The sequence below is a fragment of the Pseudoclavibacter sp. VKM Ac-2888 genome, assembly GCF_015351285.1.
In the GTDB taxonomy this organism is placed as follows: domain Bacteria; phylum Actinomycetota; class Actinomycetes; order Actinomycetales; family Microbacteriaceae; genus Pseudoclavibacter.
In genome coordinates, this window is the sequence record NZ_JADKSM010000001.1 from 873,559 (window position 1) to 897,913 (window position 24,355).

At 68.1% G+C, this 24,355-nt stretch carries 19 protein-coding genes; 14 read left to right on the plus strand and 5 right to left on the minus strand.

The genetic code is table 11. The features are described 5' to 3' along the window. Positions 1–135: 135 nt before the first annotated feature. On the plus strand, positions 136–717 hold the full coding sequence (locus tag ITJ61_RS04255) for a nuclease-related domain-containing protein (RefSeq protein WP_194685587.1): 582 nt from the start codon (positions 136–138) through the stop codon (positions 715–717). A 47-nt stretch (positions 718–764) separates the two neighbouring features. Next, positions 765–5,288: an FtsK/SpoIIIE domain-containing protein gene (locus ITJ61_RS04260; RefSeq protein WP_194685588.1), complete on the plus strand. Its 4,524-nt coding sequence runs from the start codon at positions 765–767 to the stop codon at positions 5,286–5,288. Here ITJ61_RS04260 and ITJ61_RS04265 read toward each other — a convergent pair. From ITJ61_RS04265 to ITJ61_RS04280, 4 genes are all read right to left on the minus strand, one after another. Then, the gene (locus tag ITJ61_RS04265; protein WP_194685589.1) at positions 5,255–5,503 is read right to left on the minus strand and encodes a hypothetical protein; all 249 of its coding nucleotides are present in this window, start codon (positions 5,501–5,503) and stop codon (positions 5,255–5,257) included. The genes ITJ61_RS04260 and ITJ61_RS04265 overlap by 34 nt on opposite strands. Positions 5,504–5,512: 9 nt before the next feature. Next, positions 5,513–5,818 carry a hypothetical protein gene (locus ITJ61_RS04270; RefSeq protein ID WP_194685590.1) on the minus strand — a complete coding sequence of 102 codons (306 nt, stop codon included), beginning with the start codon at positions 5,816–5,818 and terminating at the stop codon, positions 5,513–5,515. Between the two features lie 118 nt (positions 5,819–5,936). After that, positions 5,937–6,647: a hypothetical protein gene (locus ITJ61_RS04275; protein ID WP_194685591.1), complete on the minus strand. Its 711-nt coding sequence runs from the start codon at positions 6,645–6,647 to the stop codon at positions 5,937–5,939. Positions 6,648–6,733: 86 nt separating this feature from the next. Next, the gene (locus ITJ61_RS04280; RefSeq protein WP_194685592.1) at positions 6,734–8,524 is read right to left on the minus strand and encodes a PD-(D/E)XK nuclease family protein; all 1,791 of its coding nucleotides are present in this window, start codon (positions 8,522–8,524) and stop codon (positions 6,734–6,736) included. A 903-nt stretch (positions 8,525–9,427) separates the two neighbouring features. On the opposite strand from ITJ61_RS04280, the gene ITJ61_RS04285 reads away from it, so the two are divergent. The 11 genes from ITJ61_RS04285 to ITJ61_RS04335 all read left to right on the plus strand — a co-directional run bounded on the left by ITJ61_RS04285 (position 9,428) and on the right by ITJ61_RS04335 (position 23,237). Further along, positions 9,428–10,081 carry a hypothetical protein gene (locus ITJ61_RS04285; protein ID WP_194685593.1) on the plus strand — a complete coding sequence of 218 codons (654 nt, stop codon included), beginning with the start codon at positions 9,428–9,430 and terminating at the stop codon, positions 10,079–10,081. Between the two features lie 8 nt (positions 10,082–10,089). Next, positions 10,090–10,431: a hypothetical protein gene (locus ITJ61_RS04290; RefSeq protein WP_194685594.1), complete on the plus strand. Its 342-nt coding sequence runs from the start codon at positions 10,090–10,092 to the stop codon at positions 10,429–10,431. Then, positions 10,428–11,531, plus strand: coding sequence for a hypothetical protein (locus ITJ61_RS04295; RefSeq protein WP_194685595.1), 1,104 nt, complete (start codon positions 10,428–10,430; stop codon positions 11,529–11,531). Before ITJ61_RS04290 ends, ITJ61_RS04295 begins: the two co-directional genes overlap by 4 nt. Before the next feature lie 46 nt (positions 11,532–11,577). Further along, a complete protein-coding gene (locus ITJ61_RS04300; RefSeq protein WP_194685596.1) occupies positions 11,578–15,042 on the plus strand; it encodes a hypothetical protein in 3,465 nt (1,154 codons plus the stop codon). A gap of 215 nt (positions 15,043–15,257) precedes the next feature. Further along, positions 15,258–16,925, plus strand: a complete 1,668-nt coding sequence (locus ITJ61_RS04305; RefSeq protein ID WP_194685597.1) for a hypothetical protein — start codon at positions 15,258–15,260, stop codon at positions 16,923–16,925. A gap of 40 nt (positions 16,926–16,965) precedes the next feature. Beyond that, a complete protein-coding gene (locus tag ITJ61_RS04310; protein WP_194685598.1) occupies positions 16,966–18,672 on the plus strand; it encodes an FtsK/SpoIIIE domain-containing protein in 1,707 nt (568 codons plus the stop codon). A 92-nt stretch (positions 18,673–18,764) separates the two neighbouring features. Further along, the gene (locus ITJ61_RS04315; RefSeq protein WP_194685599.1) at positions 18,765–19,286 is read left to right on the plus strand and encodes a hypothetical protein; all 522 of its coding nucleotides are present in this window, start codon (positions 18,765–18,767) and stop codon (positions 19,284–19,286) included. A gap of 53 nt (positions 19,287–19,339) precedes the next feature. Next, a complete protein-coding gene (locus tag ITJ61_RS04320; RefSeq protein ID WP_194685600.1) occupies positions 19,340–19,774 on the plus strand; it encodes a DUF2127 domain-containing protein in 435 nt (144 codons plus the stop codon). 23 nt (positions 19,775–19,797) lie between these two features. After that, entirely contained in the window at positions 19,798–20,136 is a 339-nt protein-coding gene (locus ITJ61_RS04325) for a histone-like nucleoid-structuring protein Lsr2 (protein ID WP_194685601.1), read from the plus strand. A 36-nt stretch (positions 20,137–20,172) separates the two neighbouring features. Then, positions 20,173–22,491, plus strand: a complete 2,319-nt coding sequence (locus ITJ61_RS04330; RefSeq protein WP_194685602.1) for an ATP-dependent DNA helicase — start codon at positions 20,173–20,175, stop codon at positions 22,489–22,491. Continuing rightward, the gene (locus ITJ61_RS04335) at positions 22,488–23,237 is read left to right on the plus strand and encodes a metal-dependent hydrolase (protein ID WP_194685603.1); all 750 of its coding nucleotides are present in this window, start codon (positions 22,488–22,490) and stop codon (positions 23,235–23,237) included. Before ITJ61_RS04330 ends, ITJ61_RS04335 begins: the two co-directional genes overlap by 4 nt. 167 nt (positions 23,238–23,404) lie before the next feature. Here ITJ61_RS04335 and ITJ61_RS04340 read toward each other — a convergent pair whose 3' ends face one another. Then, positions 23,405–23,875, minus strand: a complete 471-nt coding sequence (locus ITJ61_RS04340; protein WP_194685604.1) for an aldo/keto reductase — start codon at positions 23,873–23,875, stop codon at positions 23,405–23,407. Between ITJ61_RS04340 and ITJ61_RS04345 the strand changes: the two genes are divergently transcribed. Beyond that, positions 23,772–24,011, plus strand: a complete 240-nt coding sequence (locus ITJ61_RS04345; RefSeq protein WP_194686781.1) for a hypothetical protein — start codon at positions 23,772–23,774, stop codon at positions 24,009–24,011. The two genes, ITJ61_RS04340 and ITJ61_RS04345, sit on opposite strands and share 104 nt — an antisense overlap. The last annotated feature ends 344 nt before the right edge of the window (positions 24,012–24,355 follow it).

The following is a 24,355-nucleotide window of genomic DNA, read 5'->3' on the forward strand; positions in this document are numbered from 1 at the left end:
TATCGGCAAACGTTCAGGTTGACGAGGGTTTGCGGTCGAGTCGAATCCCCGGGGAAGCCACGGGAGAGCTCCCTTCTGCTTGGTTCCGCATAGGGAGGCCAGCGGGCACTCTGCCCGACTGGATCGGAGTGAGCCATGGGCAGCGTGTATGGCACCGCCGGCGGGAGCCTGGAGCAGGCCTCAACCGCGTCGTGGGCCGCGAACGAGCGCGTCGCGCAGATCGGCGCCGCCGGCGAACGGTCCCTTGCGCGCGTGTTGGAGGCGTGGGCGGTCCGCCCGGACGGGCCTGACGTGTTCCATGACGTGACGGTCCCGAACGGGCACGGCGCGAACATCGACCACGTCGTGGTCGGGTCGTCCGAGGTGCTGTTGATCGACGCGAAGGCGTGGCGGCCGGCGTTCTACTGGACGTACGGCGGTGTCACTCGTCGAGGGTTCGAGGCGTTCCCGTTCGGCGACAAGCGCACCCTCCCGAACGCGCTCGCCGCGCTCACGACCTTCCTGGAGCGTCGGGGCGCGCTGATGCCGTTCACGGTCCCGCTGATCGTGACCGTGCCGGCGAATACGCATCCGAAGTCAGCTCAGGTGTTCGCGTATCGGCCAATCGACGCTCGTGCTCGGACGCTCGAGTCGCTCGCTCGCTTCCCGCAGCTGGTGCTCCCGAACGGGCAGGCACCGCATCCGACGGCTGCCGCGTTCGCCGCCCTCACCCGCTGAGCCCAGCTTCCTCGCTTGACCCGTCCTCGAAAGGACTCCACCGCCTCATGCCTCCCGCCGCCAAGCGTCCACAGCAGTCGCCGCTCGCCGTCCCCATCGCCGTCGCCGCGGTGCCCGTCGGGATCGGGCTGACCTGGCTCGAGTACCCCGGGTTCCTCGCCGCCCTCGTGGTGGTGTTCATCGCGACGTTCAACACCGTCTCGCCGATGTACACGGGCCCGAAGCAGAACGGGGTGGAGACGCCCGCGAACGAGTACGAGAAACAGCTCGCCCGCCGCTACCGGGCCTGGCAGTCACTGCGCGGACATCTGCTCCTCTCCCCCGCGCTGTGGCCGGGCAAGCGCGTCGCGCTGCTCCCGATCGCAGCTCTCGCCTTGGCGGTCGCCGTCTGGTTCCTGCCGGTGCTCGGCTCCGGCCACGCGTTCGACCTCGGCGCTGGCGGCGCACCTCTCGTCGTGCCGGTCATCCCTGAGTCGTGGGAGGCGGGACTTCGCGCGGTGAACGCGTACGCGGTGATGGCGCTCGTCGTCGCGGGACTGGACACCCTGAATCGTGCCGCGGCGGAACGCGAGCCGCGCCCGTACGCCGGCGTGCTCGACCTCATCGACCGGGTGAAGACTTCCGTCCCCTCGCGGGTGGGCCTGATCGCCTGCCTGATCGTTCCGGCGTCGCTCGTGACCGTCGGCGTCCTCCAGCTCGAGGACGTGCCCGAGATCGCGCCGTGGCTTCCCTCGCCGACGGTCCAGGCGGTCGCGCTGGGCGTGGCCGCGAGTCTCGCGGTCGTCATCGGAGTCTTCTCGAAGCCGCTCATCGAAGCATGGCGCGAACGGTGCGAGGCGGCCGAGCGGTGGGCGGCGGTGTGGCCGGAGCTGAAAGAGTTCAAGCAGGCCGAGCCTCGCCTCGTCGACCATGCCGCGTACCCCGACATCGACCTGCAGGTGGACACCTTCGACGCGCCCTCCGCATACGGCACCGCAGGCATGTTCAAGCTCGGCGACGCCATCGGCCTGCAGCTCGCTGGTCACGGCCACTCCCGCGACCTCGCGATCCTCTCCACCCCGGAACTCGACCAGCAGGGGCAGCCGAAGCCGGGCACGCGTCACCCGCTGCGGTTCCGGGTCGCGTCGTGGCCGAAGGACCAGAAGCCGGACCTCGCCCGCCCCGACAGGTCCGCGGAGATCGCAGAGCTCGCCGTCGACTCGATCCTCTACTGGGCCGCGACCGCGAACAAGGCGACGCCGGACTTGTGGCCGCTCCTGTCCGGATTCGAGACCATCTCCACCGCCCCCGAAGGCGCCGAGCCCGTCGACGCCGACGCGAAGCCGGACCTGCTCATGGAGACCCCGGAAGCTGAGGAAGCGCCGGAGTACACCGTCGCCTACGCGTGCACGATCGCTGACGCGTCTGGGCTCGGGCACGCGGGAGCCGCCGCGAACCAGGTCTACAGCTCCGGGTTCGGCGAGCTCGTCGAAGCCCGCGCGGTCCCCGACCCATACGGCGCATCCACCCTCTACGTCGGCGCGCTCACCGCGGACTCGACGACGCTCCAGAACCCGGGCCTCTTGGATGACTTCGCCCGCATCGACGAGGAGGACCTGTGGTCTCGCCGTTGGGGTGACACAGTCCTCAGCGCCGGCATCGTCGGCGGCCAGAAGCCGCACACGGCGCTTGTCAAGCACAAGAAGGTCCACGAGTTCGTCAACCACAACCCGCACACCGGCTCCACGCGCCCGCCAAGGCCAATGTCGATCGAGGTGATGCCGTTCCAGGTGCTCCAAGGCGTCGACGTCGGCACGTTCCTGCGCACCAAGGTCGAGACGACGCTGACGACCGCGCTAGACTCGGCCCCGTTCGTGTACCTGATGGCGTGGAAGGCCGCAGGCTCCTCCCGGCAGGGTGAGCGCAACTCCGGGGCGTTCGCGGTCGCCTGGTCGAAAGACCCGATCGAGATGAACCCCGCCCGCCTCTACGCGAACCTCTCATCCAGCAAGAAGATCGCGACCGCGAAGGCCGAGACCAACCAGGTCGCGACGATCGTGCTCGGCGCGGGGCTCGCGAAGGCTTTCGAGGCGTCGAAGCTCGCCCGTCCCGAAGTAGTTCAGGTAGAAAACCTCACCGGCCCCGACACCGACTCCAGCATTTGGCGCGTGACGCTGCGCCTCTACGGAGGTGTGACCACCGATCAGGTGCGCAAGTCACTCGGCAGCATGAAGAGCCTGATCGGGTGCGACTGGATGCAGGTCACCGGCGCGCAGGACGGGTGCGTCATCGTCTACGGCGCCCGCCCGAACGCGCCCGATGTGCAGTTCTCCGGCCCTCGCGCCCGGTTGAACGAGGACTACTGCACCGCCATCGAGTGGGAGGCGGCGTTCGAGGCGACGAACCTCATCGGCACCGACGGGCTCGCCCCGAAGCTCCTGTCGCTGGAGCCGCTGCCCGGCAACGAGAAGGTGCAGCAGGCGACGTTCAAGATCCCGCTCGGCCGGTCCATCGACGACTTCCGCGAGCCGAAACGGCTCGGCACGCTCCGCTCCACCACCAGCAACAAGTTCATCGACGTCCAGCCGGCAGACACCCCCAGCGAGGTGCTGCTGCGCATCAGCCGGGAAGACCCGGTGCCGTTCCCCGCCCCCATCGACTGGGACGCCATGAACGACGGCGGCCTCGCAGTTCCTGTGGCATCCGGCGTCGACGGCGCCCCGGTTCGCTTCGACCTGGACCTGGACCCGCACCTGCTCGTGCTCGGCGGCACCGGTACCGGCAAATCGATCACCCTCGGCGTGCTCCTCACGGGGTTCCTGCTGCGCGGCTTCGACTGCTACCTCGCCGACCCCGTGAAGTTCGGCGCCGACTTCCAATTCGCCAAGTCCTGGATGAAGGCGGTCACCGGTGAGGTCCTCGAGACCAGCCGAATGCTCGACGAGCTCTACGCGGAAGTGCAGCGCCGGAAGCGGTTCAACGCGTCCCGCGGCGTCGGCTCCATCACCGACCTACCGGCAGCCGAGCGGCCGCGCCGCATCGTCATCTTCATCGACGAGTTCACCTCCCTCATGATGGCCGACCGCGTTCCCAAGGCGACGGACGGGATGACGCCGGAGATGCTGCAGGAGATCGCGGAACAGCAGGCGATCGCGAACGCGAAGCAGAACATCGGCGCCAAGGTCGGCCGCATCGCTCGTGAGGCCCGAAGCGCCGGCGTGCACCTGGTGCTCGCGACGCAGGAGCTCAAGAAGGACACCATGGACCAGATCCCGGGAGGCCGGGATCTGAAAGGCAACCTCGCCCGGCTCGTGCTCGGCAAGCTCTCCTTCGGCAGCCTCATGTCCGCGCTCAAGGACGCAACCGCCGCTCCCGACCTCGGGGAGGCCGCCGGCATGAAGGGGCGCGGCATGCTTGAGTCGAACCAGCAGGGGCCGACCAAGATCCTGCAGTCCTGGTACGGCACCGAAGGCTCCCACCTCTCCCACAACGCTGGCATGGTCGAGCAGCTCCGTGCACACGTCGACGAGATGACCGAGCAGATGGACCTCGCCGGGATGGTCGCGGCCGACGCCGCGACGACGAACACCGCCGGCGTCTTCGGACAGGTCCTCGACGACACCCCCGCCGACGTCATCGAACTCGTGGCTCCCGTCGAGGAGGTCGCCTTCGCCGGACCCGACCTCGCGTTCGACTTCGACGACGACAACGAGGACGAGGTGACCCCGGTGGACCCGCTGGCGCAGCAGGCTCCGGTCCTCACCCCTCCCGTCGGGTTCAACCCGTTCGACGTGCCCGAGGGGGATGCGGAGGACGACGAGCTCGAGGACGACGTTCTGCCGGAAGCAGTGCAGTCGGAGCCCGTGCAGGTGGCGCCGGTCCAGCGTCCGTTCGACCTGTTCTCGTCCGCCATCGACGCGATCGACGACGAGCCGGATGACACCGACTCGTACGATTCCGTCGAGCCCACCGCAGACGCCGCCTTCGAGGTGCACGCGCCGACGCTGTTCCTCGACGTCGACAACACCATCAGCCCGCTGTCGATCCCCGTCGGTGTATGGGATGACGCGGAGATTCTGCCGGACACTCCGCACGGCGCGGTCTGGGTCTCCCGGACGATGCTGCGCCGGCTCGGGCAGCTGCGGTGCGAGATCGTCTGGCTCACCGACTGGGACACCGACGCCGCGCCCACGTTCGACGCGCTGTTGGGCCGCGAGACGCGCACCCTCACCAAGCCCAACGCCGTCGACGGGTGGCGCAAGGCCGCCGCGCTCCTCACCGTCGAGATGACCGCGCAGGTGCCGCTCGCGTGGGCGGATGACCACCAGGAACGACATGACGAGGACGTGGAGCGAGTCCGTGACCGCTTCCCGGGCATCCATCTCGTCAGTCCGTCCCCGTGTCTCACTCCGGCCGATCTAGACGGTTTGGAGGCACTCTTCGGCACGGATGCGCCGGCAGCTGCTGCCGCCCCGGTGGCAGCGCCCTCCGCCGCGGCCTCAGAGCCTGCCGCGGACCTGTTCGCGCCGCCGGTGTACTCGAACGCGCCCGCGCCTGGTCACAATCCCCTGGTGACTGGTCTGTTCGACTGAGCGGCGATGATCGTCCGCTCGTGTCGCTCTGCGGCGCGAGCGGCGACGTCCGGGTACTCGGCCATGGCGTCCGGGTCCAGGAGCAGGCGGTCGATCTGCTGGTAGTGGCGTCCGATGCGCCAGCCGTGCGCGGTGAGCCATTCGAGCTTGGCAGCGCACATGTCGGGGTTCGCGCGCTCGTAGTCGAGCAGCGCCCGCGCCTTCGGTGACAGCATCCACGCAGATTAGACGATCGCCGAATCGAACGTCGTTGGGTTCGGCGTCATCGCGCGGACTTCGACACCGAGCGAGTCCAGGTGGACAACGCCTGTGCACAGCCGGTCGAGCAGTTCGGCCACCGTCTGGGCGGCGATAACCACTCGTGGCGGACGGAGGAGTTCGGGAAGCCCACCGATGCTCGTGGCTTCGTTGAGCTCGAGGAGGATCGCGCGGGCGGTGAGCATGTCCCGCAACGCGGCGATGGTGTCGGCGGACGCGTCGGCGTCGGTGCTGTCCCAAGTGAGATTGACAGGTTCAGGCGGGGCGAGCATGGTGGTGATGGTGGTTCCGGGTTCTGCTGGGCATGGTGAAGCCCCACCCGGCGAGCAGAGCGTGCCTGCGGAGGCCTCGTCGGGTGGGGCGGTCTGGGTGGACGGCGGTGCGGTAGGGTTACACCGGCTGTGCCTGCTGCACCATGTGGGCGGGGACGCCGTTGTTGGGGAGGTTCGCGAGCTGCGCCGCGTCGATGTCGGGTGCGTAGCCGTGCGGGTTGTGCAGGGGCGTGTTCCGCAGCTGCGCCCAGTTGCGGAGGTCGACCTGGTTGCCGCGATGCTCGGGCTTGACCTGGTACTCGGGGTTGCCGGCGTTGTACGCCGGATCGACGCCACGGTCCTCGAGGCCCGCGAGGACGCGGTACTTCATGTCACCGTCCTTGCTGGCAACCATGTTGACGGTGACGGCGACCTTGTGTCCGACGAGCGCGAGCGTCTGCTTCATGAGCTCGCTCACGGCTTCGCTCTTGGGCCCATCGAGGCGGTCGCTGCGCACGAGGTCCTGGCCGAGCTTGTTGTGCTTCGGGTGGACGCTCGTCTTGAGGATGACGATGCCGCGCTGGGACTTGAGGTCGCGGTCGACGTGGATGACGGTGCCGACGAACGTCTTCGTCTCGACGACCTTGGCCGCCTCGAAGTCGAGCGAGCGGACGATCCGGTCGATGTTGGAACCGGGCATGGTCGACTCGAGGATGCGCTTGATGGCGTCTCCCACGTGCTGGTCGGTGTAGTCGGCCCCGTGGCCCATGGCCGCGATGAGGTGCGCGGTGGGGAGCACGTCCATCTTGGTGCGCTCGTACAGTTCGATGATGGGTCCGGATTCGGACATGGCTGGTCTCCAAGGCTCAAGGGGTGTGGATCGGTGTTGGGTGACTATGCGGGCGTCGATGCCCGCGGCTCACAGCTCGGGCGTGCTCACGCGAACGGGCCACCCTTCTGCGCGGTTGCGGCGGTGCCGAGGGATTCCATGAGCAGCTCGACGCTGATTGCGTTGTCGTCCCAGACGGTCATCGCGGACTGCGCGAGGACCATCAGGTACGGGCCGTTGGTCTGGTACCAGACGTTCCACACCTCGGGGCCGGCGCCGACGGGCAAGGGGCGCTGTTCGAGGACGCTGCGCAGCAGGCCGCGGACGCGCGTGTTCGCGCCAGAGGACCAGCTCGTGGCGCTGGTGATGCCAGCCTCGGCCCGCTGGACCATGCGCGCGAACACGCGAGCCAGGGCGAGGATCTGCTCCTGCGTCGGGGCGGCCACACCGGCCTTGGTGAGCGACTCACCGGCAAGGCCCACGAGACCGAACACTCCGGTCGCGGCATACGAGTTGAGGTTGAGCAGAGGCACGCCCCCGGGGCCGTTCACGATCTCGTCGAACGGGCGACCTTCGGGTCGAGGCGTCATCTGCTGCTGAGGTGCCTGTGCCGGCATCTGCTGGGCGGCCTGCTGTGGGGCTGCGGTCATGGTCATGGCGTGGATCTCCTGGATCAGCGGTGCTGGTGGTGGTGAGGTCTCTATGCGGGCACGCTCCGCGGGTGCCGTCGCAGCCGCTTCTTCCGCTTCGTGGCGCTCTAGCGCGGCGAGCACCAGCGGCGGGACGACCGGGGCCGGCTTGAACTCCCGGGAGCCTGCGATGCCGAGCTGGTCGGGACTGAACTGCCCGCTAGCTGCAGCCACTGCCTTGCGTAGTGAGACCGCGTCTTTGAGCATCCAGGCGCGGCGTTTCTCCGTCAGCGCGACCCCGTTGCTGAGCTCGAGGGCGAACTTGTCGGCGTTCGTCCACTTCTTCGGCGACCCGATCTGCCCGACAGGGCAGGCGTTCACCAGTGGGCACCACGCGCACAGCGGGCCCGGGTTCGTCGTGAACTCGCGAGCCTCGACCGCGCGCTGCTGCGCTTGGTACTGATCGGTGAGCCACTGCACGGAGTCGTCAGTGGCTTCCACGCTCATGTCGACCTCGGTGCGCGCCCGAGCGCCCGTGTAGAGCAGCTGCCCACGTGTGGGGCGGATGCCGGTCTGCTTCTCGTAGCCGCGGCCGTAGATGCGGATCTGGTCGGCCTTCTCGTCGCGGTTCCCGAAGGCGGGGTTGAACTTCTCGTACTTGCCGGTCTTGTAGTCAGTGATCTCCACCTCTTCGCTCTCGCCCGTGACGAGCCGCTCGACTCGGTCGATGAAGCCGTTCAGGTTCAGGAACGTGTTCAGCGGGACCGCCTTGAACCGCCGCTCGACCTCGATGACGTTGACCTTGGTCGGGTCTTCAAGCTCGAGCACGCCGAGGGCGAAGTCCATGACTTTCAGCTCCTGCGTGATGCGCCCGTCCGGGTCGAGCTTCTCCTGGTCCGCTCGGAACTCGGGGCTGAGGAACACCTGACGCACGTGCGCTTCGAGCGCCTCCCGGGTGCGTTCAGCGGCGGGCACGTCCCGGTAGAAGGACTCGAGCGCGGCGTGCGCGTGGACGCCCAGCGGGGCCGCCTGGAGGGGGTCGTCCTCGCGGGGCACGACTTGAGAGGCGAGCCATTTCGCTTGGCACTGCGCGATCGCCTGACCTGCGGACACGGAAAACGCTCGACGGTTCAGCGACGCGGCAGTCTCATCCGAGGTGACGAGGAGACGCCCGTCAGTGGTCCATCGCAGCCCCGTCAGCGGGAGGGTCTTCTCCCGGTACGAGGAGGGGGCGGGCGGGGGCGTCTGGGCGAGTACGTGGGTGGTCACCCCAGCTCTATGCGGGTGCCTCTGTCAGGGCGTCGACGGGCGCCACGGCGGGGCCGTTTCGAGACCAGATTTGGGCTCGCGCGGGCACCTCAACTGGGAGTGCGACACGCCCGGGGAGGTTTTCCCGCAGGGGTTCGTTGGCGTGTCGGCTGCTGTGATTTGCCTGTGAATCCCGTCCTTGGCACGAAACCCCAAAAACGACGAAACATAGTTGGAACTAAATTCCCACCCCGCGGCCTAGTACACGGATATCACCTTTGACCTGGGTTTTCTCGGTCAAAACTTGCTCAGCCAGCCCAACTAGCGATCCCCGAAATATGTATATAGAGAGATCAATAAAAGAAAAAAGAGAAAAGAGGTAATTACCCTTTATATATATATATATATATTTCTTTAGCTAGTAGTAGTAGTAGTAAGGGGTTTCCCCTACTGCCGACTGGGAACTCGACCTAGGTGAGGCTCTAGGAGCGCCTAGGAATCCGGCCTCTCAACTATGTTTCGCCCAAAATCGAGCCTCGAAACCGGAATTTCGACGCCCGCAGCAGACCCCGTCAACCCGGCCCAACGACCACCCAAAATCGCCTCCGACGCCCGGAACGGCGCGGATCGGCAGAAAAATCACCACCGACCGCCGAGTTGTGCCGCCGGCCAGCCCGGGGTAACTTTTCGACAGCTGCGACCAGCCCACCGGTCTGTCGAGTCAGAGCCACGCCTCCGCCCGAACTCCGTCCGCGAGTCCCCGGGCCCGCACGCACCACCCACGCCCGCCGCGAGACACCCCTCGCCGCGGGCGTTCGTCGTTTCCGGGGACTTTGCGCATAGGCAGACCATGAGCTCCTGCCCCGCACCCTCCGCCCTCTCTTCGGCCCGTCGTGCTGTCTCCCGTTCGGGAGGTGGTGCCCGATGACCGACAACACCTCGTTTGGCTACAGCCCCGCCGTCGCCTTCGGCGCACCAGTCCCGTCCTCGGTTCAGCAGCTCCCGCCGCGCGAGCCGGACGCCACTAGGCCAGCCCCGCTGCCCGCGGCCCTGCCAGCGACGGAGACCGGCGACGAAACACCCACTCGCCGCTCTCGCCGCTCATCCACGCCTGCCGCGAAAGCTGCACGACCAGCCCCCGCGAAGCTGACCCGCGCGGTCGTCGGGAAGATCCTTGCGATCCACGCACAGGTGTCCACGCTGGACGACGGCGACCGGGAGCTGCTGGCGGGCCTGCTCGGTGGCGCCCGCTCCATCTCGAACGACGTCGCATCGCTGACCACGCAGCTGGCAGTGGAAGGCGGCGGCTCGAAGTCAACCGGGAAGATCGTCGAGACGCTGCAGGAGCTGCGCAGTATCGGCAGTGAGCTCGACCGGATCGAGCGCCTGTTCGGCCTCGACGATGCGCGCCGGCGACTGCTGTGGCGCGTGCTCGCCTCCCTCGGCCGCCTCGACGGCTCCCCCGCCGCCGGCGACGCGTTCGGGACTGCAAGGAAGATCGCGACCGCCGTTGCCGAACTCTCCGACTGGGACCTCGAGCGCATCGAGCGGCTCCGTCAGGCGACGAACGCGAAGTAGCCACCGCCATGCCCACCTGCACCCTCTGGCGGTACCTGCCCGGGAAACCGGGAGCGTCGACCCTACCCGGGAAGAGCGCCGAGTCGTGGCGCCCGTGCCGGGAGCCGGTATCCGCGGGCATCACCGGGTGCGCGGATTGCTTCGAGGCGCTCATCCAGCACCCGGACTCGCAGGTGCGCATCGCCGCCGCCACTCACCCCGACGTTCCCGCGGACGTGCTCGCGGTCCTCGCGCTCGACGGGGACCACAAGGTCGCGATCGCCGCGGCCGACGCCATCCACCAGCGCGCCATCACTTCCGACTCCACGTCCCCCTCCACCGCCGCACCCGCAGGAGCACTCCGCCCATGAGCCCCAAAGCCAAGCCCACCGCCGCGCCGACCCCGTTCGACGACGACTTCCCGATGGCCACGAACCGGCAAGCCCCGGCCGCCAAGAAGCGCGAGATGAGCCGCCGAGCCGCACGACGCTGGCTCATCGCGATCGGTGTCGGAGTCGTCGGGATCGCAGTTGTTGCCGGCGGGTCCCTGCTCCTGCAGCAGCGCGAGGAGCCCGCGCCCGTACTCTCCACCGACCTCGTCGATTCCGACGGCAAAGCCTTGGCGATGGCGAGCATCACGACGTGGCTCGGCCAGGACCCAGCTCCCGTGCCCGGTGGCGTGCTGCTGTCGTGGGACGGCGTCGACACCACGCCGGCGCCGACGGCGACTCCGGGCATGAGCGACCGCGAAGTGTCGGCGCTGCCCGGATACGCGGTCGAGCTTCACCACTTCACGATCCGCGACGGGCAGGGCTACCTGTACGAGGCGAGCGTGCAGGTGGAGTCCAACGAGCTGCTCGGCTCCCGCGTCGCCGGCCACCCGAGCCTGCTGCGTATCGCCCCCGACGCTCCCACCGGGGAAGCCTGGGGCCAGCACGTCGTCTGGCCCGGCTGGGAGACCGCCTCCGCGCCCGAACCGGTTGAGGAGGCGGTCCAGGCGTGGGCGGCCGCGTTCACCTCTGGCGATCCGAAGGCGCTGCGCCTCGTCGTCGGCGATCCCGACACCACCCACTCGTACATGCCCGTCGGCATCGCCCTCGGCGCGAGCGTCGAAATCGCCGAGTCCGCGCTCCCCATCCCGGCCGACGGCGAGGACGCACCGACCGACACGATGCTCGTCCGCGTCAACCTCAACGCCCTCCTCGGCGCGCAGGCCACCCCCGCACCTGGAGAGTCGAAGAAGTCCTCACTCATGACCTACGACCTGCTGGTCACGGGCGCGGACACCGGCAGCCCCCGCGTCGTGTCCTGGGGCGGCGCGGGCACCGGCACCTCCCTCGAGCCGTACTCCGTTGCCGTCACCGGCCGCGATGTCGGACCCGCGCAGGACGCCACGATCAGCGGCGAGACGCCCGCCCCGACGGCCGCTCCCGAAGCGACGACAGCGCCGGCCCCGACTCCCACGCCATAGCTCGTACCGACGCTTCCCGCACACTCTCGACAGACAGGACCCGATCGTGGCCTCCACCATCACCGGCAAAGACCCCCGCGACACCCCGACCGCGCCCCCGCTCAGCACCCGACACGGCAAACCCCTCCCGGACGGGCGCGTACCGGGCGTGGACGGGTCGGTGTGGCTGTGGCGGAAGGTGCCGCTCGGCGCGATGCGGGATGTGCGCACCGAGGAGGAGAAGGCGCGCCTCGGCGGCCGCGTCGACGCCGCCCTCCACGGCCTCGCCGGCCTTGCCCGGCAGCGCGGCGTGAACCGGCAGATGGTGAAGTCCAGCTACCGCCGGTTCAAGCTCCTCAGCCTCAACGTCCCCGCCTGGTTCGAGGCCCCCACAGGGCTGTCGACGAAAGCGCAGCTCGACGAGCAGTTCGAGAACGAGCTCGTCCCCCAGCGCCTCGTCATGTTCGGCGTGAAGCTCCTCGCCGACTCCGGCTTCCACGGCATCGGGTCCATCGTCGAAGACGTCACCACGTTCTTCACCACCATGGATGGGGCGCCGATGGCGGACTTCGAACGGGACGCGAAGCGCGTCGCCCGGGAACTCGCCCGCGCCGAGCTCGCTATCCCGGACGCGGAGGACTTCCTGTTCGCCGGCAACTGGTGGAACCACTCAATGGACCGCGCGTCCGCTCGCGCCGTGCCCACGCTCGCGCACGTCGACCACCAGCACTTCCTGCGCTCCCCGTCGCTGCGCCGAGCCGTTGACCGGCGCCTCGCGGAGACCGAGGAACGCGACTGCGACCAGTGGCCGCCGGAACTCGTGAACCACCCAGACATGGCCACCATCACCTTCGGCGCCGTCGAAGGGTACGACTACGACTTCGAGGGCACGAGCTCCCCATCGGCCGCGTGGGCGGTCGATCTGCTCGACGCCGGAACCCGCGCCATCACGGTGGAAGGGCTGGTGGAGCCCGCGAAGATCACGAAGCAGGAGATCCGCCGCCAGCGCCGCCAGATGTCCGGCGACCGCAAAGAGTTCGCGCACGCCGGCAAGGAAACCGGCGTCGAGATGCAGGACAAGGAAGACCTCACCGACGACCTCTACAAGCACTACAGCCGCGCCGGCGCTCCGCCCACCCTCGTCGACACGAGCGTCCTCGTCGCCCTCGACGGACGAGTCGACGACATCGACCTGCTCGCACCTCCATCGCTGCGCATCGACCCGATAACGAACCTGCAGGGCGCCGCCTGGCAGGAAATGATGATCTGCTCCTCCGTCCACGCGAACCCACACCTGCTCGACCTGCCCTCCTGGACGGTGTCCTACGCCGGCGCCTCCTCCATCCAGGCCGTCAGCGACTCGCCCCTCACCGCCGACGGGCGCAGCGTCGGCGCGCTCGCTGGGTTCACCGAGGACGACCACCAGCCCGCGTACCTCTCCAGCGACCCGCAGACCTCCGGCGACAACCTCCCCATCCGCCTCTTCGCCGCCTCCCCCGGCTCCGGGAAACTCCTTACCCTCGACACACTCCTGCCCACCCCCGACGGCGGCCGCGTCGCGCTGCGAGACGTGCGCGTCGGCACGCGCCTCCTCGGCCGCGACGGACACCCGTGCACCGTGACCGCCCACTCCGAAATTGAGAACGAGCCGGAGCTGTTCCGGATCACCCTTGACGACGGGCAGCACTTCGACGCCTGCGCCGACCACCAGTGGATCGTCACAGCCCCCGTCGAGGTGCTCCCCCGCTTCGCTGACCTCGAGTACGCCGTCGAGACAATCCGCGGCCTCTACGACTCGATCCCAACCACGTCCCCAATGACGCCGGAGGCGACGTTCTCGCTCTTCCAGCGCGTGTTCGGCGAGCGTTGCCCGTGGCCGACGCTCCAGATGATGCACCGCAGCGCTGCCCTGGTCCACCGGGACCTCTCCCAGCTGCACGACCGCGCGATCCTCGCCGTGCTCGCCACCCGCCTCCAGCACCTCCAGGACGCGATGAAGACGATCGACGCCGGCGAGCTCGTGCTCACCACCGGCGAGATGCTCGAGCTGGCACCGGCCGCCGACTGGCGCATCCGCGCGTCTGCTGCAACCCCGGACGCGCTCGCCCGCCTGAATGCGCTCGCCGGCCTGCACGTCTCCGCGCTCGACTCCGGCAGTGAGGCAAGCATCACCGTTCCGGCCGGAGCCGCCCCTGCACTCCTCGAGGCCGCCCGACGAGCAGGCCACGTTGCCGAGCTCGCATCCTCTGCGATGACGTCGACCGTCTCGTGGACGGTAGGCGCCTCCCACCACCGCATCGCGTCCATCGCCCCGATCGAGTCCCGCCCGGGGCGGTGCATCAGCGTCGACTCGCCTGACTCGAGCTACCTCATCGGCGACTACGTGCCCACCCACAACACGATGCTGCTGCTGTGGCTTGCCCAGCAGTGGCACCGCCAGGGCTCCCCGCAGCTGATCCTCGACCCGAAGCCCGAGAGCGACCACTCGGCGTTCATCCGCCGCGAAGGCGGCAAGAGCATCTCCTTCTCCGACCTCGAAGGCGCCGACGGCATCCTTGACCCGCTGCGGTTCTCCACGAACCTCGGCTCCGGCATCACCCTCGCCGCCGACATGATCACGCGCATGGCACCGTGGGGTGTGGGGCGCGGCGAGGAGTTTCAGACGGACGTGCTCGACGCGATCCGCCACGGCGTCGCCCAGGGCGCCCGCGCAACCGGGCAGGCGCTGCGCATCGCTGAACGCGACGGCGTCATCAGCGAGGCGATCACCGCGCCCATCCACAAGCTCGCCGCCTCGTCCCCGATGTTCCGCACCACGTTCGGGTACGGCAGCACGGAAGAGACGATCGACTTCGGCGCCGGCATGACGTACTTCTACGTCGGCAACGGCGCGTTCGAGCTCCCCGCGATGGCCGACACCGAACCCGCCGAACGCCACGCCTCACAGTCGGTACGCGCGTCCGCGAACGCCATCCGCATGCTCTCCCGCGCCGGCACCGTCGGACTCGCCCGCCGAGGCGCTGTGCTCCACTTCGACGAGGGCTGGGTGCTCGACAAGCTCGCCCCCGGAGAGCTGGAAGCCCAGGGCCGCCTCGCGCGCGAGCTCGGCGTGCTCATCCAGGTCTACACGCAGACCCCGTCAGGGCCGGTCGAGAACAAGACCGCGAAATACGTCGGCTCGGGCGCGATGGGCTACGTCGAAGACCCAGACGAGGCGATCGCCGCGATGAAAATGATGAAGTTCCGCGAGCCGCTCGATCAGCGCGTCCTCGACCGACTCGTCGCACCCCGCAACGACGCCGGCCAGTCCGACGGCATCAACCGGCAGTCGCTGCAGACGCTGTTCAAGAAGGATTCCCGCGAGGTCGTCCGCGGCAGCGTCTTCTACATCTCCGACGCGACCAGGCGCCTCGCCCCGGTCGAGGTGAAGCTCCCCGCCGCATTCCTCAAGCAGGTCTCCACCAACGCCAACGACCGTCGAGCCCGGGACGCCGCGGAAGCTGCGAGCAGCCCCTCCCCCGTGCCCGCATAGCGGTTGCGCCTCACCGAATGGTGTGCGCTAATTGGGTGCGGGCAAGGCATTCCCTGCCCGCACCACCGCCACCCTCGAAGGACGTCATGACTGTCACCGCCACCGCATCACCCTTGTCCGCACCTGAGAGCACCACTCGGGATGCTCACATCACTGCCTTGCCCGCACCTGAGAGTGCCACCCGACTCACAACCGTCAAGTCCTTGCCCGCACCTGTGCCAGTACCCACGATCGTGCACGCCTCCCCCGAAGTGCAGGAGTTCGCTGGTGAGCGCCTTGCCGACTTCCATGCCAACCCGGCCACCTTCGGTCGGATCGCGGCGTCTTGCTGCCCGGAAGCGGCTGCGTTCGCTCGTGCAGACCTCCTCGCCTCCGGCATCCCTCCGCTCGCGGATGCGGTGCTGCGCTCGACGTTCCAGCGGAAGTTTCCGGTGACGTGCGCGCGCATCCTCGCCGACCCGCAGGCGTTCACCGCAGGCCATCTCGTCGCCGCACTCCTGGACACCTGGCACGAAGTCGCCGTCGAGATGCTGCTGCGCTACGTGGTTCACGAGGGCGTGGAGACGCGCCACATCGACGCGGTCTGCCGGAATCTCGCGACCCACGCCCTCGACGCCTCCGGCGGTGTCGGGAGCGGCTACGTACCCGGGGAGCGCGAGACCGGCGACCTCGAAGCAGTCGAGCTGCCCGCGCACCCGGCGAGGTTCCACGCGACACTGCGCGTACGCCGCTACCTGGCGGAGATCCTCGCGAACCCTGTGCTCGGCATCCCGCACCGCATGACCGAGCTGGGCTTCCGGGACTACGCGGTCGCGTATCCCTCCATCGAGCATCTGTCGCACGACGAGGTGTTCCAGGAGACGAGCGTGGACCTGCGCCGCAAGGTGTTCTCCGACGCCATCGACGACGCCGAGCACCTGAGCTCCTACCTGCAGCTGCCGAAGATCGCGGCCGGCGCCAGCGCCGTCGGCTGGTTCAGGCAGACCGGCCGGGCCGTGGGGAAGTCGAAGACTCGAGACGCGATCAACCGACACGCGAAGCTCGTGTCTGCTGACTTCGCCCGTGACCTCGCAGCGAGCGAGGATCGCATCGGCGGCGTCTCCCGCGAGATCCTGCAGGACGAGTTCCTGCGCGAGCAGGCGATCGCGGACCGGGATGGCCTCGACACCGACTTCGAGCTCGACAGCCGGAACCCCGTCGGCGTACTCGTCGACGCGCTCGAATCCGCACGCGAGCTCGCCGGCGGCAACCGCCTGCGCAACAGCGCCATGCTCGTCCTCGCGGGTGCGAGCGTCTTTCGGAACACGTTCACCCTTCCTGAGCTGACGCTTCCCGCCGGCCAGGACGGGCTCGAGCGCGTCCGGGTCGCGATCGAGAACACCCCGGGAGAGGTGCACCGCTCTCTCAAGGCGTGGCACGACGCCCTCCGGGGTGCGAGCACTCGAGACCAGCGCGACATCGACCCGGCACTGGTGGAGCTGTGGCAGCACTACTCCGCGCTCGAGGCGGATGCACTCCTGGGCCGCGGCCCGCAGGTTGCGCTCATCCTCGCGCGCGCCGCCGTCGCGGTCCTCCCCACTCCGAAGACCGACTCCCGTCTCGCGTTCATCGCCAGCATCACCGCAGCCTCCACCGACCCAGCCTGGGCGAAAGTGGCCCCACGCATCGCGTCCGGGTTCACCGCTCGGTTCTGCAAGCGAACACCAGACGAGGAGTCCCAGGCTTGGCCCACGGCGCTGCGCCTCGCGCTCGACGCCGAAGACGCTCCCCTTGGCATCACCAGCGCCGACGTCGAGCGCAACCTGCGCGAACTCCACCTCCTCAGCCACCTGTCCACCCAGGAAGCCACGCAGCCGCTTCACGAGCTGCTTGCCCGCATCTGAGACTCGTACTCACCCCTCTCGAGAGCAGTTACCGCCACCCATGACCATGCAGCGCATGCCGATGACCGTCGGCCAGAAGTTCGACCCCACCAACCCGAAGCACGTCGACAAGGTCCTGTCCGCCATCGACCCTGCTCAGTACGGCACCGGGTGGAAGATCGAGCACTACGATCAGGCCGCCGGCAAGCTCTACGTCACCCGCCAGGACGCCGTCACCTCGGTCGAGGCCGGCACCAGGAAGGACGAGAAGGTCGCTCGCCTCGGCCCGGAGTACGGCCCTGGAGATGGGGAGAAGGCTGCGAAGCGCTTCGAGTCGATCCCTGACTTCGCCGGCTACGTGATGACGCACTACGACTCGTATCGAGCCATCGCGCACCTCACGAAGCTCTCCCCGGACGAGATCCGTTGCCGCGACGCGATCGCGATTGTGGTCGCTGCGAAGCCGTGGGAGGTGCAGGTCTCGAAGCGACGGGGCGGCGGCTTCCACGTTCGGCTCCCGAAGACGTACACCCCGTCGAAGCACGACGCGAAGTTGAACGAAGTCGTGACCACCGCGGTCGGCCTCCCGGGCTGGTACTCGAAGATCGACGTGCCGAACTTGTCGATGGAGATCATTCCGTCGAAGCCGCCGACCTTCCCCGGGATGGTGCCCTACCCGCTCGATCGAGTGCGGGAGCTCAACACCCAGGACCAGCTCCTCTACGGGTGGTCGCTCCCAGAGAACGGCGACGACCCCGGCGAGTACCTTTGGTTCGACTGGGGGGATGGCCCCCACGGACTCCTTCAAGGCACCACAAGCTCGGGCAAGACGGTCTCCATCAACGGGATCCTCACCGGTGCCCTCGCGGCAGGCATGGAGCTCGCGATTCTGGACACTCCAGCCAAGTCCGTGGACTTCATGTGGTGCCGGAAGTTCGTACGCCCAGGAGGCTGGGGTTGCGAGTCCTCGGGCCACGCGCTCGCCGTTCTCGACGGTATCTACCGGGAAGGCAACCGTCGAGCCGCGATCATCAAGGCCCACGGGGTGCAGAACATCACCCAGCTCCCGCCAGATGTTCGCCAGGGCATGCCCCGCATCCTCACGCTCGCCGACGAGGTCGCAGCTCTCATCCGCCCAGCCGAGGTCATCAAGGGTCTCGACAAGGAGGACCCGCGGTACCTCAAGCAGCAGGAAGAGGGCATGATCCGTGGTCTCACCAAGCTCCTTTTCCTCAAGCTCACCGCAGAGATGCGCTTCACCGGGCTCCACGTCCTCCTCAGCTCGCAGGTCATGTCGCAGAACACGGGCTTCCCGACCGAGCTGCGTGACAACTCCTCGAACCGGTGGCTCATGGGCCCAGGTGCCAACGACCGTCAGCGCAACATGGCGTTCAACAACCCGGACTCCGCCCCGAAGTTCTCCGACCACCCAACGCTCCTGCAGGACAAGAACGCCGTCCGCGGCACCGGCGTCGCCGAGCTCCCCGGCCAGCCGACCCGCATCTTCAAAGGCCTCTACGCGTCCACCGATGACCTGTCCCGGCGACTCGTCCAGCTCGGTGTTCCGACCTACCCGGAAGAGTTCTCCTCGCCGAGCTACCTCGAAGTGCAGCGAGCGATCCACGGAGACGACGTCGAGGTCAAGCGGAACCTGTCCGGGCCACCGCTCGCCAATGACCCCGACGCGGGTGCCCTGGACCAGAACGGGAACCGCCTCACGGGCGCCGCCGCCGCGGCCGCTGCGTCGAAGCGGCACGCGGGCGTCTGAGCTCGCGCGGATCGATGCGTTCCCCGCATAGGTCTCTAGACTGAGGGGTGCGCCCCGACTTCATCCACTCCTCGAGAGGTTCTTTCCCACCCATGACGACCCTGATTGTCGCGGCCAGCGCTACCCGCACCGAGTCTCCACGCAACGCCGATGGAGCTCTGTTCCGCTACGCGTACATCACCGAGCGGGAGACGGTCTATGCCGACACCGTGACGGAGCTGTGCTCCTACCTCATCCCCACCTACGACCAGCTGGTCGAAGCCGGCGATGACACGAGCATGCTCGACGCTCGCGTGGAGAACCTCGCCCACCGCATCGGCATCGCCCAGGCCATGAGCCTCGAGCAGGTGCTCCTGCAGCGCGAGGAAGCCCTCCCCGACGAGGTGATGACGGCCGTGCTGGAACCGAAGGACCGCACGCCCATCCACGTCGACGAGTGGCCACTCACCGACCTGCCGCTGCTCCTGCTCACAACCCAGTACGCGCCGTTCACGGCAGTCCCCCGCCCCCGCGGTGCCGCCGTGCACTTCTACGACCCCCGCACCGAGCGGACCTTCGTGCACGACACCGCGAAAATCTCCGGCTCACAGTTCCTGGTCCTCGACCGGGCATAGGCCCGCTCGAGACGTGCGGTCTGCCGCGGCGGGGCGGCTCTAGTCTGTTGCTCATGAACGATCGAGTGCACACGCGGGCGCCACGTCGCGCGATTCGCGGGGCTGCCGTCCTGATGCTGATCCAAGGCGTGCTCATGGAGGGCCTGCCGTTCCTCGCGCTCCCCGTGCTGCTGCTGGCGGGCGTGGACGCGAGTGTTCTCGCGCACGGATTGTCGTTCATCATCCCGGCCTTCAACGATCACCTCTTCCTGATGATGGCCATGAGCGGAGTCTTCGGCGCCATGCGCGTCGTTGGAGCGATTGGCTTGCTGCGGAACCGTCTATGGGGCTTCTGGTTCTCCGTGACGAGTTGCTCGGTGACGCTGATCCTCATGGTCTTCATGCTGCCCGCAGGCGTGGCCGATGGACTCCTCTCTGGATCAGCGCTCTTCCTGCTGTTCTTGGCCAAGTTCGGCGCAAAGCCCATCTACGCTCAGGACCAGTCCTAGTCCACGAGCACAGGAGTACCGCCATGGTCCAGAAGGCCATCACCACCATCGTCGATGACCTCGACGGCACCGAGCTCGCTGAAGACGCCGCCGAGACGGTTGCGTTCGCGCTCGATGGGAAGTCGTACGAGATTGACCTCTCGTACGCGAACGCCCGTGCCCTGCGCTCTGCGCTGCTGCCGTTTACGGACGCGGGCCGGAAGCTCGGTCGTGTGCCTGCCGCGAAGGCGGGTGCTTCGACGCGTCGCGGTGACCTGGCGGAGATCCGTGCGTGGGCCCGCTCGAACGGGCACAAGGTGTCCGACCGTGGCCGCATTCACGGGCACATCGTCGCTGCCTACGACGCCGCGCACGCCAGCTAACTCAGTCCCTCAGCTGGGTCCCCGCATAGAGGGGGCATGCCAGCTTCTGTCCTCCAGACCACCTCTTCCTCGCCTGCATCCGAGTCCGCGGAGCGCCCTCAGCTCTCGGAGCTCGAGTTCCTCGACACCTGCGTTGCGGAGGCGGTCGGTCCTGGAGCGACGGCTCGTCCCGGCCAGGCGCAGCTCGCCGCCGCGATCGCCGCGGCTCTCGCCGGCCGCGCGCACACCATCGGCAAAGCGCCAACGGGTGTCGGGAAGTCGATGCCGGGCCTCGGGATCCCCGCGTACCGGGCGGCGATGTTCGGGGAGCGTTCCGTCGTCTCCACCCAGTCGCTGACGCTCCAGGACCAGTACCTCAACAAGGACTGGCCCGCGATCCAGCGGGCCGCGTCCAAGCATCTCGGCGCTGAGCTCAAGGCGGCCTCGCTCAAGGGTGCGAACAACTACATCGATCCTCGCCGCATGGCCCACACGGCCGCGGTCATCCTCGACGACCCCGGCGTCTCGTTCGCGCACCTCAGCGCCCTCGCTGACACGATTCCGCGCCTCAAGAAGGCGAAGGCGGAGGACTACCGGGCACGTCTGGAGAAGGCGTTCGGCTCGCACGTCGATGCCGTCGCGGTGAAGAAGCTCCTCATCTGGGCGATCGGCAAGCAGTTGGATTTCGACGCTCCGGGCGACCGGCAGTCGTGCGACATCGTCCACTCCGATCGGGAGTGGTTCGCTGTCGCCGCCATGAGCGCGGAGGCGGTTGGCGATTCCGACAAGTGGGGGTTCGAGACGAAAGCCCAGGAAGCGAAGGTCCGAGCGTCCGAGGCGGACATCGTCATCGTCCACCACGTGCTCCTCGCGATCCAGGCGGCGAAGGGTTTGAACATCGTCATCGGCAACGCGACGATCGGCCGCATCGACCACCTCATCATCGACGAAGCCCACACGCTCCCCTCCGCGGTGCGCGACCAGGGCGCGTCCACATTCTCCGGCGCCAGCTTCCGCCGCGTCGAGAACGCCATCGCCGGCGTCATCGACCGCACCGACCGCGGGTTCCGCGCGTGGGCGAACGACGGCGAAGACCTCGCCCAGGCCACCGAACAGGCCCTGTCCCGCTTCACCGGCAAGCGCCTCACCGACCTCGACCACCCGCTGGGCGTGCTCGAGGAGTCCATCGAAGGGTGGATCGAGCAGGGCAAGAGCTTCCTCCCGTCCGGGCGTGGTGCGAAGAACCCGGCGACGATGATCGCGCAGGGCAGAGCTGACGCCGCGATCGCAGCTGTCCTCGACGCCCTCGCCAGCACCGGTGAGCACCGCGTCGGGCAGGCCCGGTGGGTCGAGTCCCCGGCCGCAGCGGAAGGTGAACGCAAGTCGTGGACGAGCATCGCCGCATCTCCCGTCTACGTGGGTGGGATGCTTCGCCGGCAGCTATGGTTGCGCGAGCTCGCCGAGATCGGCGATGAGTCGGTCAAGGAAGAGCATCTCACCGAGCTTCCTCCGCTGGATGCGGAGCTCGACCCGGAGCCGCGCCTCATGGTGCGCCTCGGCGTTGCCGCGATGTCGGCGACCATGAGCCCGCACTTCGGGTTCGAGGCGAAACTCGACTCCCCCGTCATCGCCTACGACTCGCCCTTCACGGAGCAGTACGCGGCGTCCTGCCTGCACGTGCCAGCAGCGTCCACGCCCGAGCTGATGGCCGAGCTCACCGACTCCCCCTACGGCAAGCCGCGCCTGTCACTGCTCAAGCACGTCTCCTGGGCCCGCGCGCACGCGCTGCGCATGGTCCAGGCCAACGGCGGTCGCGCGCTCCTGCTGACCGCGAAGTCGAAGGACGGGAAGGACCTCGCCGAGTTCCTCCGCGCACGCCTGAGCGTCGCCGTCTACTCGCAGTGGGACGGTGAGGCGGTCCCCGTCATCACCGCCAAGTGGAAGGCCGACGAGACGAGCGTGCTCGTCGGCACGAAGTCGCTCATGACGGGCGTCGACGCTCCCGGTGAGACGTGTTCGCTGGTGTGGATCGACCGCCCACCGCGCAAGCCCACAAACCCCGTGGACGACGCTCGCGTGGAGTCGCTGATCGAGCAGAACTTCTCCCGCTTCGACGCCATCCGCATGGTCTACGTCAGCGACGCCGCCCTCGAGTTGGAGCAGGCGGTTGGCCGCCTTATCCGAGGGATGCGGGATGGCGGGCTCGCGGTTATTTGCGACCCTCGATTGGCCAAGGGAACGCCCATCTCCTACTCGGAGCTGGATCGGCAGACGTACATGAACCCGTTCGCCAAGTTCGGTGTCCGCTTCGCTGGCATCGACCGCGCCGAGGCGTACCTGCACTACCGCCGCCAGCTCGTGCGAGCCGCCGCATGATGGGCGCGAACCACGCGATCACAGGCGCTGCCGCCTGGGTCGCCGTGACCAGCACTGCCACTGGAGCCCTCGGCCTGGTGCCGATGGAACCCGGAGAGATGCTCGTCGGAATGCTCGTCGCGGCAGGCGCCGCCCTCCTGCCCGACGCCGACCACCCGAACGCCACCATCGCCCACTCCGTCCCGCTCATCGGGTCCGCCGGTGCCAGCGCGGTCAGCGGCATGGTCGGAGGCCACAGACACGGCACCCACTCGCTCCTGTCCATCCCCGTCATCGCCCTCATCGCCTGGGTCCTGCAGTTCGGCACAGCTAGCGTCACCTGGTGGGAACGCCCGATCGCGTGGGCCCCGGCCATCGCCGTCACCGCCCTCGTCTGCTTCGCCTCGAAAGCGATGAAGCTCGTCGTCTCCTGGCCGAAAGCGTGGGTGGCGGGCGCGATGGTCGGCGCGCTCGTGCTCTTCTTCGCCCCCGAAGACCCGTTCTGGTTGCAGCTCGCGATCGTCCTCGGCTTCTGCATCCACCTCGCCGGCGACATGCTCACCGTCGGCGGGCTGCCCCTGCTGTGGCCATGGAACCCGAAGCCCCCGAAAGCGTGGCGGAAGACACCCATCCGGTACTTCTGGATGCCCAACGGCTACTTCGCACTCCCCGTGCTCGGCAAGACCGGCTCCATCCTCGAATGGATCCTCGGGGCCGCGGTGACGGCGTACCTCGCTTGGGTGCTGATCGGGTCGTTCAATGGATGAGGCTCGGGTCCCGATGTCAGTTGCTGGTGTTCGGGAGCTCAGCCAGCGCACGTCGCAAGACTTGAACGGAGGAGAATCCCGCCTTCGACGCGACCACGGAAGAGGAAAGCGACGGGTCCTGCTGCCAGAGCCCAACCGCCCTGCTCGCCGTCCGAGCAACCGAGTGCTCACATCCCTCGCCCACCGATCGCGCCGGTGGGGATGTTGTCAAGCATCCGAGCAAGATCCCCTTCGCTGAGGACGATGTCGGCTGCTGCGGCGTTTAGGCTAACTCGATCCGGGTGGCGGGCGCCTGGGATCGGGACGATGTACTCCTTTCGGGCGAGGATCCAAGCCAGAGAGAGTTCAGCGAGCGTGATCCCTTTGCTCTTGGCGAGCTCATTGAGCGCGACGACCATCCGCATGTTCGTCGCGAAGTTCTCCGGCGCCCACCACCCCACGGTTCGACGGAAATCGTCAAGCGCGTAGTCGTCTCGCTGACGGACAGCACCGCTCAGGAAACCCCTGGCCAACGGTGAGTAGGCGACGAGCCCGATGCCGGACGTGGGACGCGCGGCGATTGAGGCACTGTTGGAACCGTCCCGCAGCCGCGACGACTTCGCGGACCGCGTTGCCGCGCTCACCGAGCTTCGCGACATCCTCGGCGAGCAGTTCGGCTCCCGCGCGGTCGACCGCCTGAACAGTGCTAGGTGGCGACCCGACCTGGTGTACACCTCCTACGACGGCCGGCTGCGCCCCTCGCTGATGGACGAGTACCTTGCCCACCGCAACTAGCTAATTGACAGCGACGACGACACGTATTGGCTCGACGACAATACAGACGACCGTGCCGAGGAGACCGCGATGACCCTCGTCGGCGACGTGGACGAGTACCGCGACGCGATCGACAGTGGAGAAGCGTGGAGCGCGCTCACCACGTCCGAGTAGGACGGCCACCGCCTGTGGACGATCGACTGGGACGCCTCGGGCCCGGCCAGCCAGAGTGGAGTCACGCTCGTCCCACTCAACGCAGCAAACGCGTGCTCGTTGCTCGACCGCGAGCTCCCTGACCTACCACCGTCACCTCCTCTCGGGATTCTCTCGCTCATGAAGAGGGCCTGCTGGCGGAGGGATGAGAC

Bases quoted from the DNA above. Each gene is read 5' to 3' on its own strand.
- ITJ61_RS04340 (WP_194685604.1), bottom strand. From the start codon at position 23,875: ATGTCGCGAAGCTCGGTGAGCGCGGCAACGCGGTCCGCGAAGTCGTCG.
- ITJ61_RS04265 (WP_194685589.1), bottom strand. From the start codon at position 5,503: ATGCTGTCACCGAAGGCGCGGGCGCTGCTCGACTACGAGCGCGCGAAC.
- ITJ61_RS04290 (WP_194685594.1), top strand. From the start codon at position 10,090: ATGCCCACCTGCACCCTCTGGCGGTACCTGCCCGGGAAACCGGGAGCG.
- ITJ61_RS04260 (WP_194685588.1), top strand. From the start codon at position 765: ATGCCTCCCGCCGCCAAGCGTCCACAGCAGTCGCCGCTCGCCGTCCCC.
- ITJ61_RS04295 (WP_194685595.1), top strand. From the start codon at position 10,428: ATGAGCCCCAAAGCCAAGCCCACCGCCGCGCCGACCCCGTTCGACGAC.
- ITJ61_RS04255 (WP_194685587.1), top strand. From the start codon at position 136: ATGGGCAGCGTGTATGGCACCGCCGGCGGGAGCCTGGAGCAGGCCTCA.
- ITJ61_RS04330 (WP_194685602.1), top strand. From the start codon at position 20,173: ATGCCAGCTTCTGTCCTCCAGACCACCTCTTCCTCGCCTGCATCCGAG.
- ITJ61_RS04285 (WP_194685593.1), top strand. From the start codon at position 9,428: ATGACCGACAACACCTCGTTTGGCTACAGCCCCGCCGTCGCCTTCGGC.
- ITJ61_RS04275 (WP_194685591.1), bottom strand. From the start codon at position 6,647: ATGTCCGAATCCGGACCCATCATCGAACTGTACGAGCGCACCAAGATG.
- ITJ61_RS04315 (WP_194685599.1), top strand. From the start codon at position 18,765: ATGACGACCCTGATTGTCGCGGCCAGCGCTACCCGCACCGAGTCTCCA.
- ITJ61_RS04310 (WP_194685598.1), top strand. From the start codon at position 16,966: ATGACCATGCAGCGCATGCCGATGACCGTCGGCCAGAAGTTCGACCCC.
- ITJ61_RS04345 (WP_194686781.1), top strand. From the start codon at position 23,772: ATGCCGGACGTGGGACGCGCGGCGATTGAGGCACTGTTGGAACCGTCC.
- ITJ61_RS04270 (WP_194685590.1), bottom strand. From the start codon at position 5,818: ATGCTCGCCCCGCCTGAACCTGTCAATCTCACTTGGGACAGCACCGAC.
- ITJ61_RS04325 (WP_194685601.1), top strand. From the start codon at position 19,798: ATGGTCCAGAAGGCCATCACCACCATCGTCGATGACCTCGACGGCACC.
- ITJ61_RS04335 (WP_194685603.1), top strand. From the start codon at position 22,488: ATGATGGGCGCGAACCACGCGATCACAGGCGCTGCCGCCTGGGTCGCC.
- ITJ61_RS04320 (WP_194685600.1), top strand. From the start codon at position 19,340: ATGAACGATCGAGTGCACACGCGGGCGCCACGTCGCGCGATTCGCGGG.